Genomic DNA, 15,092 nt, shown 5'->3' with positions numbered 1-15,092 from the left:
TTCAGCCGGCACTTGCCGCTGAACCCATTGAAGGGAAGCACATAATGGCCAAAAACAAGATCCAGACGGTGGCCGCCGGGCTCGCAGTCCTGCTAACCCTGAGCGCTTGTGGCGGCGCGGCCACGGGCACCGAGGCAACAGACATTCCCAAGACGCAAAACACCCGTGACATCTCAGAAAATGTCCAACCGGATGCGGAGGCGGTTGCCCTGCTGCCTGAGTCCTACAAGGCCAAGGGCGAACTTACGGTCGCGATGGATCTGAGTTCCCCGCCCATGACCTTCCTAGCAGAAGACAACTCAACACCCATTGGAGTGAATCCGGATCTGGCCCGCCTGGTGGCAAAAAAGCTGGGGCTGAAGCTGAAGTTCGAAAACACGGCGTTCGACACGATCGTCCCCGGCATCGACGGCGGCCGTTTCGACTTCACTGCCACCACCATGTCCGCCACGGAGGAGCGCCTGAAGGTCATGGACATGATCAACTACCTCAAGGGCGGCTCGGCCGTGGCGGTACCGAAAGGCAATCCCCTCAACCTGACCAACGACACCCTTTGCGGCAGGAACATCGGCGTGACCAAGGGCTCCACGCAGCAGCTCAAGCACCTGCCCAACGTTTCCAAGTGGACGTGCGAGGAAAAGGGGCAGCCGGCCATCAACGCCATCACCCTGCCCAACGTCCAGGAAGCTCTGACACAGCTTGACTCGAAACGGATCGACGGCGTCTTCTACGACGCGAGCGGCCTGGCGTGGGCCGACGCCCAGCAGCCCGACCACTTCGCCATCCTGCAGCCCAGGATGGATACCCGGACGAATACCAACGTTGCCATGGGGCTGAAGAAGGGATCACCCTTGACGCCGGCCCTGCAGGCAGCCATCCAGTCGGTCCTTGAGAGCCCGGAGTACAAGGAATCCCTTGAGTACTGGGGATTGGGCGAATCCGCGATTTCTGAAGCCGCTATCCGCTAAGGGGGCTAGCAGCCGCCCCAAGCGGGACGGGTCCGGAGTTGAAGCCACGGCTTTGGCTCCGGACCCGTTGGCGTGTTCGGAGCAGGCTCCTCGACGGGCAACGACTCTGAAATTACTCCGAGATGATCCACTGCCCTACAGTTGACCACACCTGTACGATGAGACGCATGGTTGAGCAGATCAAGATAGTGCACTCGTCCACCGTGCAGCAGGTTGCGGACGGGCTCACAGCCATGATCCTCAGCGGTGGACTCAAGCCCGGTGAACGCCTGCGGGAGAGCCTTCTCGCCGAGAACCTCGGCCTCTCCAGGAATACGGTCCGCGAGGCGGTCCGTATCGTCCAGGCAGGCGGCCTTATCCGCCACCGGGCAAACCAGGGAGCCATCGTCTGGGACCCCACGGACGCGGAAATCATGGACGTCTACAACGCCCGCTACCATCTGGAAACCACGGCCGCGCGGAGCATCTCCGAGAGCACGTCCCTCGATGAGGTGCACGCCGCCATGGAGGAGTTCCGGGCAGTGCTGAAAAGTGGAGACCCTTTCAAAATTGTCGAAAAGGACCTTGCAGTCCACAGCGCCATCGTGGGAATCCTCGGAAGCCAGAAGTTGAGGACGTTCTACCAGCAACTGGTGACCGAACTGCGGTACTTCATGTTTGTGCTTTCGATTGAGCACCACGAATACGAGGACCCGGACTCACTCGAAGCAGAGCACCAGAACATCGTGGACGCGCTTGACTCCCGCGACCCCGCCCTGGCGGAAAAGGTCATCTCGGACACGATCATCCAGTACCGCGAATCGATCCGCGACGTTATCGCGAAGAGGCATTCAACAACATAAAAAAGACCGCGGCCTTGGGGCCGCGGTCTTTACTCTTGTGTTCTGGTCGGCTGGAACTAGAGGCCGAGATGCCGGTTGATCTCATCCAGGGACTTGACCGACTTGTAGTCATAGCCGCCGGTGATGGGGTCATACCCACGGTCCAGCACCCAGAGGTTGCGGAAGCCCATGTCGTGCATCGGATGCATGTCGTAGCGGGTGTGTGAGGCAATGTGCAGGAAGTCCTCCGGCTTGGCGTTCAAGGTGTCCAGCATGTATTCGAACGCCTGGTAGCGCGGTTTGTACGCCTGCGCCTGCTCAGCAGTCAGCACGGCATGGAAGTTCGCACCCAGCTTGGGGATGCTGATGTCCAGGAAGCTGTCGTCCGCGTTGGACAGGGCCACCAGCTTGTAGTTGTCGCCCATAAGCTTCAGCGGGGCCGGCACGTCATCGTGGGCAGCGAAGCCGCGGACGGTCTCAGCGAACTCCGCGCCGGCGCCGGGAGTGGGGCCAATGCCAAAGAACCTGCAAACGCGGTCAAAGGAATTCTGGAGGATCTCCTCGTAGGGCTTGTAATCGCCGAGGACCCCGTCGAACCGGTACCCGCGGAAGACCTTCTTGAACGCCGGCCACTGCTCCTCTGGCAGCCGGCCCGCGAGCAGGCGGCGGGTCGTCGAATCCGTGTCCCAGTTGATCAGCGTGCCGTAGATATCGAAGGAGATGTACTTCGGCCGGGAGTTGTTGTCAGCCATGCTTTGTCCGTTCGTTGAGATGGAGGCGGCCCTGCACAGGGCGGATGAATGATATTCAATGCGGTCCTCCAAGGGGAGCCCGCTCATAGAACGACTTTAAAACTCAGCACGCAAAATTGTCAACAGTTCAACAGTAGTTCTGCTGGACATTCCGTTGCGGAGACTCAACAAGCATGCCATACTGCTTTGCAGAACTGTTGAACAGTAGAGCATTTACTTCGACATCCCCTTCCAACCGACAGGAGCCCAGAGCCATGGACGTCCGCACCGACTCCGAGTTTTTCGATGCCGTGGTTGCAGAAAGCGGACTCCTGGCGGAGCAGTCGCAGCTCACTGACTCGACCGTGAAGCGACTCCTCGAGAGCTCTTATGGGCTGCAGGGGAAACTCGTGCGGATTCCCACTGAAAAGGACGAGACGTTCCGCCTCCAAGGCCGAGACGAAACCTTTCTGGTGAAGGTTTCCTCACCTGAGGAGGACCCGGGGATTGTCCAACTGCAGACAGCGTGCATGGTCCACCTTGAGCGGACCGCCCCTGACCTGCCGGTCCAACGCCTTGTCAGGAGCCTTGGCGGAGCCGCGGAAGTCCTCATCCCGGCGCCTACCGGGCCCTTCGACAGGGTGCTTCGGGTGATGCGCTTCATGCCGGGAGAGTTACTGGCCAAACACGATGCGTCTGCCGGCCAGTTCCAGCTGGTGGGCTCAAGCCTCGCCCGCGTGGGCCTTGCCCTGCAGGACTTTGACCATCCGCGGGCAGACCGATTGCTCCTCTGGGACCTTAAGCACTTCCATAGGATGCGGCCGCTTCTTGGCTATCTGGATGACAGGGAAAAGCGCTCCCTGGCCGAGGACGTTTTTGACCAGTTCGACGCCACAGTAGTTCCACACCTGGACACCCTTCCCTCGCAGGTTGTCCACGGGGACTTCAGCCCGTTCAATGTCCTCGTCGACCCCAACAGTCCGGCCTACGTGACGGGCATTATCGATTTCGGCGACGTGGTGCGAACCCCGGTGATCTTCGACGTCAGCGTGACCATGGCCAACCTGTTGGGGGCAGATCCCCGAAACCCCTGGGAGCGCGCACTCTCCGTCCTGGACGGATACCAAAGCGTCAGCCCGCTGCCGGGACAGGAGTTTGAAGCCCTGGTGGTCTCGGCCCAGGCCCGCCTCCTGCTGCGGGCACTGATTACGCAGTGGCGGGCAAGCCATCTGCCCCAAAGGCGCGACTATCTCCTCTCCCACTCGAAACCGGACTGGGACCGGCTCGCCTCCACCGGCGCAGCCCCTGCACCGAACTGCCCTTTCACACCCTGATCAGACCCGCCAGCCGTCAAGGAGAAATGATGAGCAATACAATCCAGAGCATCCGCAAGCCTTCCAAGGCCATGGTCAACGGCTTTGACCCCACCCGCATCGATGAGCTCCCGGACGAGATCCAGAAGAACATTCGACGCCGGGACCAGAGCCTCGGGCCCGGGTACCGGCTCTTCTACGACACACCCCTGGAAGTTCTCCGGGGCGAGGGCGTCAAACTATTCGACCGGGACGGAAATGAGTACCTGGACGTCTACAACAACGTCCCCTCGGTGGGCCACTGCCACCCTAAGGTCATCGCCGCTGTCCACGAACAGATGCAGACGCTGAACACGAACACCCGTTACGTCCAGGAATCCATCCTTGATTACTCCGAGGACCTCCTGTCCACGTTTCCCGCCGAGCTTGGCCATGTCATGTTCACCTGCACCGGGTCCGAGGCCAACGACCTCGCCATGCGCGTGGCAAAGTACGCCACCGGAAACCAGGGCATCATCGTCACCTCCGGCGCGTACCACGGCCTGACGGCGGAGGTCGCCTCCTTCTCGCCGTCCCTGGGTATCGGCGTGCCCCTTGGCGCGAACGTGCGCGTCATCGACGCCCCGGACGCCCTGCGCTACTCGTCGGATCAACGTTCCCTCGAGGACCACCTCCGGAACCAGGTCCGTGCAGCCATCGCTGACCTCCACCGGCACGGCATCGGGCTGGCGGCCTTCATCGCCGACAGCATCTTCTCCTCCGACGGCGTCTTCGCCGGCCCGGCGGGCTTCCTCCGGCCGATCATCGAAGAGGTTCACGCCGCCGGCGGCCTGTACATCGCCGATGAAGTGCAGCCAGGCTTCGGCCGGACCGGCCAGGAATGGTGGGGCTTCCAGCGCCACGGAATCGTCCCGGACATCGTCACCATCGGCAAACCCATGGGTAACGGCATCCCCGTTGCTGCAGCCATCTTCAAACCGGAACTGCTCGTGGAGTTCGGCAGGAACATCCGCTACTTCAACACATTCGGCGGCAACTCGGTGGCCGTCGCAGCCGCCCAGGCCGTCCTGGACGTGATCCGCGAGGAATCCCTGATCGACAACGCCTTGAAGGTGGGCGAGCAGATCATCACCGGACTGGAGGACCTCGCCCAGGACTTGGACCAGGTCGCGGAAGTCCGCGGCAGCGGCTTCTTCATCGGCGTTGACCTCGTCACCGACCGGTCCTCGCTCACACCCGACGGCGACGCCGCCGCCGGCATCGTGAACGCCCTCCGCGAAGACCGGATCCTCATCTCCGCCTGCGGAGCCCAAGGAAACGTCCTGAAACTCCGGCCGCCAATGCCCTTCTCCAGCAACGACGCCGACCGCCTCCTGGACGGAATCGGCCGCGCCTTCAAGAGGCTGCGCTAGACGCCGGTTCCGGAAAGCGCATGACATCCTGGCGTCGATGCCACCGCGGGGGTGCCGCCCACCGGGCGGTACCCCCGCCGGTCAAACCTCCGCCACAGGAGCCGCGAACTGTGCCTCGTACAGCCGGGCATACGCCCCGCCCGCAGCGAGCAGTGTGGCGTGCGTGCCCTGCTCCACGATTTGGCCGGCCTCCATCACCAGAATGAGGTCGGCGTCGCGGATCGTGGACAGGCGGTGGGCGATCACAAAAGAAGTCCGGTCGGACCGCAGGGCACTCATCGCCTTTTGCACCAGCACCTCCGTCCGGGTATCCACCGAAGACGTCGCCTCATCCAGGATCAGCACTGAAGGCCGGGCCAGGAACGCCCGCGCAATGGTCAGGAGCTGCTTCTCCCCCGCGGACACGTTGCCGCCCTCGTCCTCCAGCACCGTGTCGTACCCCTCGGGCAGTGACCGCACAAACCGGTCCACGTACGTCGCCCGGGCCGCTTCGAGAATCTCGTCCTCGGTAGCCGAAGGCCGCCCGTACGCGATGTTGTCCCGGATGGTCCCGCCGAACAGCCACGTATCCTGCAGCACCATCCCCATCCGCGAGCGCAGCTCGCGCCGCGGCACCGAGGTGACGTCCACGCCGTCGAGCGTTATCCGCCCCGCATCCAGCTCGTAGAACCGCATCATCAGGTTCACCAGCGTGGTCTTGCCGGCCCCGGTGGGCCCCACAATCGCCACGGTCTGCCCCGGCTCCGCAACCAGAGAAAGAGAAGAAATCAGCGGCTTGTCCGTCGAATACGAGAAGGACACGTCCTCGAAAACCAGCCGCCCCCGCCCGAACACCGGCCCAACAGAAGCAGCAGGCTCCGCAGATTCCTCCTCTTCATCCAGCAGCTCGAACACCCGCTCCGCCGAGGCCACCACGGACTGCAGCACGTTCGCCATGGACCCCAGCTGCGCCAGCGGCATGGTGAACTGCCGGGAGTACTGGATGAACGCCTGCACGTCGCCCAGCTGCATCGCCCCGGACGCCACCTGCAGGCCGCCCACCACGGCGATCCCCACGTACACCAGGTTCCCGATGAACGTCATGGCCGGCATGATCAGCCCGGAAATGAACTGCGCCCCGAAACTGGCGTCATACAGCTCCGCATTCTTCTGCCGGAACCGCTCCCCCACCTCCTGCTGCCGGCCGAACACCTTCACCAGAGCATGCCCGGTGTACGTCTCCTCGATCTGCCCGTTCAGCTCCCCCGTGTGCTTCCACTGCGCCACGAACAGTTTCTGCGAGCGCTTGGCGATCAGCGCCGTAATCCCCAGCGTCAGCGGAATGGTCACCAGCGCAATCAGCGCCAGCGTGGGCGAAAGGATCACCATCATCACCAGCACGCCCAGCACCGTCAGCACGGACGTGACCGCCTGGCTGATGGTCTGCTGCAGGCTCTGCGAAATGTTGTCCACGTCGTTCGTGACCCGGCTGAGCAGCTCGCCGCGCTGGATCGAGTCGAAGTACCGCAGCGGCAGCCGGTGGATCTTCGCCTCGATCTCCCCGCGCAGCCCGAACACCGTCCGCTGCACCACCCCGTTCAGCACATACGCCTGAACCCACATGAACGCCGACGACAGCACATACAGCACCAGCGCCCAGGTCAGCACGCTCCCCAGCGCAGCGAAGTCGATCCCCTGCCCCGGCACCAGGTTCATGGCGCTGAGCATGTCCGCGCGCTGCCCCTCCCCGGAGGCGCGCAGCTGCGCGATCACCTGCTCCTTGCTCGCCCCGGCCGGCAGCTCGCGGGAAACGACGCCGGCGAAGATCAGGTTGGTGCCCTCCCCCAGCAGCCGCGGCCCGATCACGGACAGCGCCACCCCGGCCACCGCCGTCACGAACACCATCAGCAGCCACGCCCGCTCCGGCCGCAGCTTCCCCAGCAGCCGCTTGGCGGACGGCCAGAAGTTCATCGCCTTCTCCGCCGGGACGTTCATCCCCGCGAACGGTCCGCCGCGCCCCGGGCCGCCTGCCGGACGCGGGATGCGTACGACGGCGGTGCCTCCTGGTGCGGAGGCGGGCGCGGCTTTGGTGCCGGGTCCGGGAGAGGTCTGGCGGCTCATACCGTCTCCTCCGCCGCCAGCTGGGAGGACACGATCTCGCGGTAGGTTTCGGACGTCTCCAGCAGCTCACTGTGCGTTCCGCGCCCCACGATCCTGCCGTCGTCGAGCACTAAAATCTGGTCCGCGTCCACGATGCTGGACACGCGCTGCGCGATGATCACCAGCGTGGCGCCGGCGGTGCTGCGCTTGAGGGCCTGCCGGAGCCGGGCATCGGTGCCGGTGTCCAGCGACGAGAAGGAATCGTCGAAGATGTACAGCTCGGGCCGCTTCACCAGGGCCCGGGCAATGGCCAGCCGCTGCCGCTGCCCGCCGGAGACATTGGTGCCGCCCTGGCTGATGGGCGCGTCCAGCCCCTCGTCCATCCGCTCCACAAACTCCTTGGCCTGGGCGATTTCCAGGGCGGTCCAGAGCTCGTCCTCGGTGGCGTCCGGTTTGCCGTAGAGCAGGTTGCTGCGGACGGTGCCGCTGAACAGGTAGGGCCGCTGCGGGACCAGGCCGATGTGCCCCCAGAGCAGGTCCGGGTGCAGCTCGCGGACGTCCACGCCGTCGATCCGCACCGAGCCGGTGGTGGCGTCGAACAGCCGGGGCATGAGGTTCACCAGGGTGGTCTTGCCGGAGCCGGTGCTGCCGATGATCGCGGTCGTCTGCCCTGCCTTGGCGGTGAAGCTGATGCCGGTGAGGACCGGCTGGTCGGCACCCGGGTAGGCGAATCCGACGTCGCGCATTTCCAGCTCGCCGTTGCGGACTCTTGTGGTGACGGGGCGCTGCGGCGGGCGGACGCTGGATTCGGTCCGCAGCACCTCGCCGATCCGGTCGCCGGAGACGGCCGCGCGCGGGATCATCACGGCCATGAACGTGGCCATCATGACGGACATCAGGATCTGCAGCAGGTAGCTGAGGAAGGCGATCAGCGTGCCCACCTGCATGGAGCCGTCCTGGATGCGGAACGCGCCGAACCAGATCACGGCCACGCTGGAGACGTTCAGGACCAGCATCACCACGGGGAATGCGAGCGCCATGAGCCGGCCGGCGCGCAGGGCGGTGTCCGTGACGTCCTCGTTGGCGGAGGCGAAGCGCGCGGTCTCGATGTCCTCGCGGACGAAGGCGCGGACCACGCGGATGCCGGTGAGCTGCTCGCGGAGGACCCGGTTCACGGTGTCGATCCGCTTCTGCATCTTGCGGAACAGCGGCACCATCCGGGCGGTGATCAGGCCGACGGCGATGAGCAGCACCGGGACGGCGACGGCGATCAGCCAAGACAGCTGCACGTCCTGCCGGATGGCCATGATCACGCCGCCGATGCTGAGCATGGGGGCGGTGACCAGCATGGTGGCGGACATCAGGACCAGCTGCTGGACCTGCTGAACGTCGTTGGTGGACCGTGTGATGAGGCTGGGCGCGCCAAACCTGGTGACCTCCTGCTCGGAGAACTCCCCCACCCTGGTGAAGATGGCGTTCCGGAGGTCCCGGCCCACGCCCATGGCGGCCTTCGCGGCGAAGTAGACGGCGATGATGGCGCAGGCGATCTGCAGCAGCGTGATGCCGAGCATCAGTGCACCGAGCCGGAGGATGACGCCGGTGTCCCCGGTGGCCACGCCGTCGTCGATGATGTCCGCGTTCAGGGTGGGCAGGTACAGCGACGCGATGGACTGCGCCAGCTGGAAAACCACGACGGCGGCCAGCAGCTTGCGGTGCGGCCGCAGGTATTCAATAAGCAGTTTCCAGAGCATGGGCGGCTCCCGGCTGACGGACTGTCCACAAACGTGGTGCGAGGGTCAGTTTACGACTGCTGGCTGGGCGTGAAGCCGTGCCCGGGGCGGGAAGTTGGGACGGTTCACGCAGGGCGTATTTGGATGCCCAAGCCTCCTTCACCAATTCCAGGACATGAATTGGCCGGGGTGCGCGAAGAGCGCACCCCGGCCAATCACCCCATCTAGGCCTTGTAGCCCGACGGAGGTGTCAGTACTCCGCGCTCGATGAGTTTCTCGATGTTGGCAGCACGGGTTGAGTCTTCCCGGGCCAGCCAGTCCTCACCGGGAGGGGCATCGAGGTACTGGTTCTTCGGGTAGATCGGGGTGTCGTAGATAACCCGATACTGCTCTGTACGCACGTCCTTGAACTGGTTGTACAGGCCGTTCGAGACACGGGCCCGGCGCAGCGCCTCGATGTCGATCGTGGTGCAGACGAACGAGTCACCCGACGTCCAGCCCTGCTGCTTTGTCAGGATCTGGCCCCGCGGACCGACGATCATGGACTGACCGCCAAACAGGTCCTGCATGCTCCCGTCCTCACGGACTTCCGGCCCCAGGTTCGGCGCGACAACATACGCCGAGTTGAACATGGCGTGCGCCCGGTTCTGCAGTTCCCACATGCCGTTCTGCACGGCCGGCTCGATCAGGGTGCCCCGGATAATGATTTCGGCGCCGTTCATCGCCAGCCCACGCGGCACCTCGGGGTAGACACCCTCGTGGCAGATGGCGTACCCGATGTTGCCGATCTCGGTCTTCGCGACAGGGAAAATGGCGTCCATTGCATTGCCATTGCCCTTCTTTTCAATCCACTCGTCCCACACGTCGTGCGGGTTCATGTTGCCAAGCATGCCGCCCTCGTAGGCATCACTGGTGGCCTTGTAACGCTTGTAGATAATTTCGCCCTGCGGATCGATGATAAAGGCGACATTGAAGTGGCGGTCCGGGAAATCCTCATCCTTCACCATGTACAGCTCAGCAGCGATGTAGGTATTGAGCTCCACGGCCTTCTTCGCCAGCTCGTCCGTCTCAGGACCAGGGATCGTCACGGCAAAGTGGCGCTCCTTTTCGCGGTTACCAGGCGTGTTGGCGATCATGCCCTGGATTGCCATTTCCGGCAGGACAACCAGCTTGACCGGAGAACCCTCCCAGCGGCCGACCATGACAGCCGTGTCGATGAATTCGTTGATGCGCTTGACGTTGGCTACGCCGTCACCGGGATTCTTCACATTGATTGTCCGCGGCGAGACCGCAACGACGACAAATGGATCGACCATTGTTTTTCTCTCTTTTCTCTTCTTTGAGTACCTGAGTTAGCGCTAACTCACGGTATTCCGGTTAGGTAGGGAATTGCAAGACCTGAAGGTCATTGATTTTCAGAAACGGGCCAGGAGCCCTTGGGGTCCCGGGGCCGGGAGTTCAGCCCCTGGTATGGTGGGCAGGCGCGCCCGGTATCAGCGCCGGCTACGCGGCGACGCTGTGGTATCGCGGAGTATCAGATGCGGTTCAAGCAGGGGGATGTCCCCCTCCGCTTCCTCTTTGATCATGGCGAGGATGCGGCCAACGGCGATGTGGCCGATGGCTTCGAAATCAAGCTTTACGGTCGTCAGTGCCGGCCGAAAGAAAGGTGCTTCCTTGACGTCGTCGAACCCCACCACGCTGACGTCCCCCGGTACGTTGCGTCCGGCGTCGTCCATGGCCTTGATTACTCCGAGCGCGAAGGGGTCGTTGGCGGCAAAGACCGCCGTGACGTCCTTCCTGGCGGCGAGTTCACGTCCCGCGCGGTATCCCTCCGCGGCGGACCAATCGGTCGTTGCGAGCGGCGCTGGAACGAAGCGTCCAGCCGCCCCCAGTTCCGCCGCCCATCCCTGGACCCGGGCGGATGTTGCCATCCATCCGGGCGGGCCTTGGACGTGCCACACTGTTTCGTGCCCGAGGTCCAGCAAGTGGCGCACCACCATCCGGGCGCCCCGCACTTCGTCAACGGAAACGCTTGTGGGGCTTGGGTGCGATCCTTGCTGGAAGGTCACCACGGGGACACCGATGTCGAGGTCCTCGAGCACCGTGATCGCATCCAACAGGGGCGCGAGCACGATGATGCCGTCTACCGTGTCCGAATTGATGGACTCGAAGGCAGCCCGGATATCCCGCCGTTCGAGACTGGCCAGCGTGACTAAACGCGTCGCGTAGCCATGTTGCCGGGCTTCCTCCGAAATACCGTACAGGGCCACCGTTGGGCCCAGGACCGACAGTTCGAAGCTGACAACACCGATCGTCATGGTCCGGTTGCTGGCGAGCGCGGCGGCTGCGGGATTCCGGCGGTACCGGAGTTGCGCTATTGCGTGCTCGACGCGTTGGCGTATGTCCGGATCCACATTGGTCGCTCCCCTGACAACCCGTGACACCGTCTGCTGGGACACCCCGGCGAGCCGCGCAACGTCGGACATCCGGGGAGCCTTTGACCTGGAGGCCAGCCGCTCCCCGCGCCCATTGGTGTTGCGGGCTTCTGAAGGCGCGGGAGACGTGGACACCACTCCATTATCCCCGGCTACCCTCGAGGAGCCCCGGAACGCGCCGTCAGTCGGCGCGCCAGCTGTCACGGACGCCGGTACCGCAGGACTTCGGGATGCTGGTCGTACGGCCATTCGGCCCCCTCCACCATGTACTTGCGGGTGGTGTAGCTGCCGTCCATGGTTGAAGCCAGCGACGGGGGCCCGTCGAAGCCGATGACACCCCAACCGACGCGGTTCTCGTTCCCGCCGTACACCGGGTCGCCGTAAAACCCCTGCCGGGTGTTGAGCACCAGCAGCGGGAAGAACTCCAGGAAGTCCTCGTTGACCGGCTGGTTTCCTGCCGGCGCACCCCCAAGGCCAACCTCGGAGTGCTCCAGCGAGAAAGCATGTGGCTTCGCCGCACCCGACAGCGTCTCAAGCACTGCGTCCTGGTCTTCTTCCGTCAGTTCGAGGAACTCGACGTCGGCACGCTCTTTCGCCAACCGGTCCAACTCCACGACGCCCTCGCGGTAAAACTCCCGGCGCTGCTTGATGCGCTCCTGCCATGCGGCCTCGTCGCGGCCCTCCATCCGGAGGAACCCGTTGCCGTCCGCAGCCGGGAAGATGAACTGCGTTCCCGCAAGCATCCGGTCAATGAAGCGCACCACTCTGGCCTCACGTGCACCCGGGTGGTGGTCGGTGGGGATAATCCGGGCCGACGCCGCTTCGATGGTGTTCCACTCGTGCTCGGTGAAGAAGACCGGCCCGTCGACGTCGCGCGTTGAGATGGGTACCGTAGCCCATTCAGCCTGTCCCATATGACATCTGTCCTTTCGTGTCCTGTGTGAAGTGCGAATCAGTTTTCGGACCAGCCATGGCGGTCCACTTGGAGGATGCGGTCAGAGCACCGCCAGGCATTCGCCATGATCGTCAGGGCCGGGTTGATACCGGTCGCCGTGGGGAAGAAGCTCGCGTCGAAAACGTACAGGTTGGGTACTTCGTGCGAGCGGCACCAGCGGTCGACGACGGACGTCGCCGCATCATTGCCCATCCGGGCGGTGCCCAGTTCATGCGAGGTGTTGCCGGTGATCCGTTCCATGTTGACCGGAATGACCTTCTTCGCCCCGGCAGCCTCGAGGATCTCCCCGTTCTTGGCAACCTGCCAGCGTTCCTGGGCAAAGTCGTTGGAGTGGGGAGTGTGCGTAATCCGGGCTACCGGCAGGCCCCATGCGTCTTTGACATTCGGGTCAAGGTCCACGCGGTTGTCCTCCACCGGCAGGTCGTGCAGGAGGACACCGATCTTCATGCTGTGGTTGAAAAACTCGCGGTCGGCGTCCTTGGCTGCCTGGCCCCAGGTAGGCCGGCCGGGGAAGCTCCAGTTCACCGGGTGGCCGATCATGGACGGGAAGATCAGTGACCCCAGGATGTGGCCGCGGCTCTCGTCCGTCTCGTAGAAGTCGAACGAACACAGGCTCATGTAATGGCCCGCCCACCCATACAACGGGTCGCTGACCTCACGGTCGAACAAACCCACCGAGAATGAGTACTGATGGAAGGTCGCGTTCTTGCCCACCATGCCGCTGCCGTTGCCGAGGCCGTCCGGGAAGAGCCCTGACTTCGACATGAGCAGCAGGCGCGGGGTTTCGATGCCGCCGCCACAGACGATCACCGCTTTCGCGTGCTGGACGAATTCGTCGCCGTCCTCGTCCTGGTAGCGGACACCGGTGGCGCGGCCGTCCTTGCCGACGAGAATCTCGCTGACATAGCAGTCGGAGCGGAGGTCGTAGCGCCCGGTCGCAATGGCGTCCGGGATGAAACTGATCAGCGTGGATGACTTGCCGCTTCCCGGGTCCGGGTACTGCTGCCAGAAGCCGTTCTCACTGAACGGCTGGCGCCCCCGGTAGGGTTCGGTGACCATGCCCTGCGGCATGGGGAACGTGCCATGACCCAGCTTGGACATCGCGGTGGCGAAGGTCCGTCCAATCTGGCTCAGCGGTGATGGTTTGGTGGGGTAGCCGCGGCTGCGCCACGCTTCCCACTTGTTCGCTCCGGCAAGACCGGACGTGCCGAACTCCCATTCAACGCGTGTGTAGTACGGCTCCAGTTCGTCATAGGAGATGGGCCAGTCGACCAGGCTTGCGCCCGGAACATCGCCGTGCAGGCTGCGCAGCTTGAAATCGCTCTCGGCCATGCGCGGAACCATGCCACCCCAGTGGGTGGTGCCTCCGCCGACGACCTGCGGCGTGGCGGAAAAGTTGGTGATTTCCGCCTCTACCTTGTCGTTCGGGCGGTAGGTCCGCGGTTTGGTCTTCGGGTCCTGCCAGATGAAGTTCCGGTTGAGGAACTTGAGTTCGTCGCCCGAGGCGTGCTCGGGCTTCAGCCAGGGCCCACGCTCGAGGCCCACTACCTTCAGGCCGGCCTCCGACAGCACCTTTGCCGCGGTGGCTCCGCCGGCGCCTGCACCAACGATGACGACATCTACCGGCTCAGGCTGCTTCTTCCTGGTCATTGCTTCGTTTCCTTTCGTAATTCCTGCGACTCGCCCCGGCAGTCAGACAGTCACGGCTTCAATGCCGTTCCGGCCCTCGCGTGCAAGAGGCAGGAGCTGGTCCCACAGTTCCTCGGGGATGTCATGGTTGAGCAGTCGGACGGTTTCCTCGACCCGGCTCGGCTGGGACATCCCAACGATGGTGGACGCCACCCGGTCATCACGGACCGAGAATTGCAGGGCAGCTGCGGCGAGCGGGACGCCGTGCTGGCCGCACAGTTCTTCCATGCGCAGGACCCGGTCGATTGTCGCCTGGTCCACCGGCGCGTAGCAGTACCGCGGGACGGCCCTCGGCCCCTTGACGAGCATCCCGCCGCCGAACGGGGCGGCGTTGACGAAGGCGACTCCGCGGCGGGCCGCGTCCTCCAGGAGCGGCTCGGCGGTCTGTTCGACGAGGGTGTAGCGGTTGTGGCTGATGACGGCGTCGAACGCATCCGTCGCGAGGTACTGCAGCTCCAGATCGATCGGGCCCCCGGCGACGCCCAAGTGCTGGATGACACCCTGGTCCCGGAGATCGATGAGGGCTTCCAGCGGGCCTCCCTTGGCCACCCCCTCTTCGAAGGAGATCTTCTCGGGGTCATGCAGGTAGACGAGCTGGAGTTTATCGAGCCCGAGGCGCTCGAGGCTCTCCTCGACGGACCGGCGCACGCGGTCCCCGGAGAAGTCGGTGCTGCCGGGAAGCGGATCGACCTTCGTGGCGACGACGTATCCCTCGGGGATGCCACCACGCTCGGCGATGGCCCGGCCAATCCGCTCTTCACTTGCACCGCCGCCGTACTCATTCGACGTGTCAATGAACGTGAAGGGCCCGTCGAAGACGCGGTGGATCGTGGCGACGGCGGTGTCTTCATCGACCTCGTAACCATACTGGGCGGGAAAGCTGCCGAGCGCACTGGTGCCGACACAGATATCGGAGACGGTCAGGCCGGTGCGTCCGAAGGGGCGAGTGGACATGATTC

12 protein-coding genes are annotated in these 15,092 nt (G+C 64.0%); 4 read left to right on the top strand and 8 right to left on the bottom strand.

What is annotated here, in order from left to right; all coding sequences use genetic code 11:
* Positions 1-44 precede the first annotated feature (44 nt).
* Both G205_RS03495 and G205_RS03490 read left to right on the top strand, forming a co-directional pair.
* A complete protein-coding gene (locus G205_RS03495) occupies positions 45-968 on the top strand; it encodes an ABC transporter substrate-binding protein (RefSeq protein ID WP_009356762.1) in 924 nt (307 codons plus the stop codon).
* Positions 969-1,135: 167 nt separating this feature from the next.
* Complete coding sequence (locus G205_RS03490; RefSeq protein WP_009356761.1) at positions 1,136-1,810, top strand: GntR family transcriptional regulator; 675 nt, start codon at positions 1,136-1,138, stop codon at positions 1,808-1,810.
* Between the two features lie 56 nt (positions 1,811-1,866).
* Here G205_RS03490 and G205_RS03485 read toward each other — a convergent pair whose 3' ends face one another.
* Positions 1,867-2,541 (bottom strand): haloacid dehalogenase type II, encoded by a 675-nt coding sequence (locus G205_RS03485; RefSeq protein ID WP_009356760.1) that lies wholly within the window; start codon positions 2,539-2,541, stop codon positions 1,867-1,869.
* A 254-nt stretch (positions 2,542-2,795) separates the two neighbouring features.
* On the opposite strand from G205_RS03485, the gene G205_RS03480 reads away from it, so the two are divergent.
* Positions 2,796-3,854 carry a phosphotransferase gene (locus tag G205_RS03480; protein ID WP_009356759.1) on the top strand — a complete coding sequence of 353 codons (1,059 nt, stop codon included), beginning with the start codon at positions 2,796-2,798 and terminating at the stop codon, positions 3,852-3,854.
* A 29-nt stretch (positions 3,855-3,883) separates the two neighbouring features.
* Positions 3,884-5,245 carry an aspartate aminotransferase family protein gene (locus G205_RS03475; RefSeq protein ID WP_009356758.1) on the top strand — a complete coding sequence of 454 codons (1,362 nt, stop codon included), beginning with the start codon at positions 3,884-3,886 and terminating at the stop codon, positions 5,243-5,245.
* Positions 5,246-5,326: 81 nt separating this feature from the next.
* On the opposite strand, the gene G205_RS03470 is transcribed toward G205_RS03475, so the two are convergent.
* From G205_RS03470 to G205_RS03440, 7 genes are all read right to left on the bottom strand, one after another.
* Complete coding sequence (locus G205_RS03470; RefSeq protein WP_009356757.1) at positions 5,327-7,345, bottom strand: ABC transporter ATP-binding protein; 2,019 nt, start codon at positions 7,343-7,345, stop codon at positions 5,327-5,329.
* A complete protein-coding gene (locus tag G205_RS03465; RefSeq protein WP_009356756.1) occupies positions 7,342-9,075 on the bottom strand; it encodes an ABC transporter ATP-binding protein in 1,734 nt (577 codons plus the stop codon). Before G205_RS03465 ends, G205_RS03470 begins: the two co-directional genes overlap by 4 nt.
* A 203-nt stretch (positions 9,076-9,278) precedes the next feature.
* Positions 9,279-10,370, bottom strand: a complete 1,092-nt coding sequence (locus G205_RS03460) for a nitrilase-related carbon-nitrogen hydrolase (protein ID WP_009356755.1) — start codon at positions 10,368-10,370, stop codon at positions 9,279-9,281.
* A 177-nt stretch (positions 10,371-10,547) separates the two neighbouring features.
* Positions 10,548-11,540: a LacI family DNA-binding transcriptional regulator gene (locus tag G205_RS03455; RefSeq protein WP_009356754.1), complete on the bottom strand. Its 993-nt coding sequence runs from the start codon at positions 11,538-11,540 to the stop codon at positions 10,548-10,550.
* 149 nt (positions 11,541-11,689) lie between these two features.
* Positions 11,690-12,403, bottom strand: a complete 714-nt coding sequence (locus G205_RS03450) for a gluconate 2-dehydrogenase subunit 3 family protein (RefSeq protein WP_009356753.1) — start codon at positions 12,401-12,403, stop codon at positions 11,690-11,692.
* A 38-nt stretch (positions 12,404-12,441) separates the two neighbouring features.
* Complete coding sequence (locus tag G205_RS03445; RefSeq protein ID WP_009356752.1) at positions 12,442-14,094, bottom strand: GMC family oxidoreductase; 1,653 nt, start codon at positions 14,092-14,094, stop codon at positions 12,442-12,444.
* Between the two features lie 42 nt (positions 14,095-14,136).
* Positions 14,137-15,087 carry an aldo/keto reductase gene (locus tag G205_RS03440; protein ID WP_009356751.1) on the bottom strand — a complete coding sequence of 317 codons (951 nt, stop codon included), beginning with the start codon at positions 15,085-15,087 and terminating at the stop codon, positions 14,137-14,139.
* Positions 15,088-15,092 lie beyond the last annotated feature (5 nt).

This window comes from Arthrobacter nitrophenolicus, from assembly GCF_000332815.1.
GTDB classification, from domain to species: domain Bacteria; phylum Actinomycetota; class Actinomycetes; order Actinomycetales; family Micrococcaceae; genus Arthrobacter; species Arthrobacter nitrophenolicus.
The sequence above is the reverse complement of the archived record's forward strand: the minus strand, read 5'-3'. Positions and strand labels throughout refer to the sequence as shown.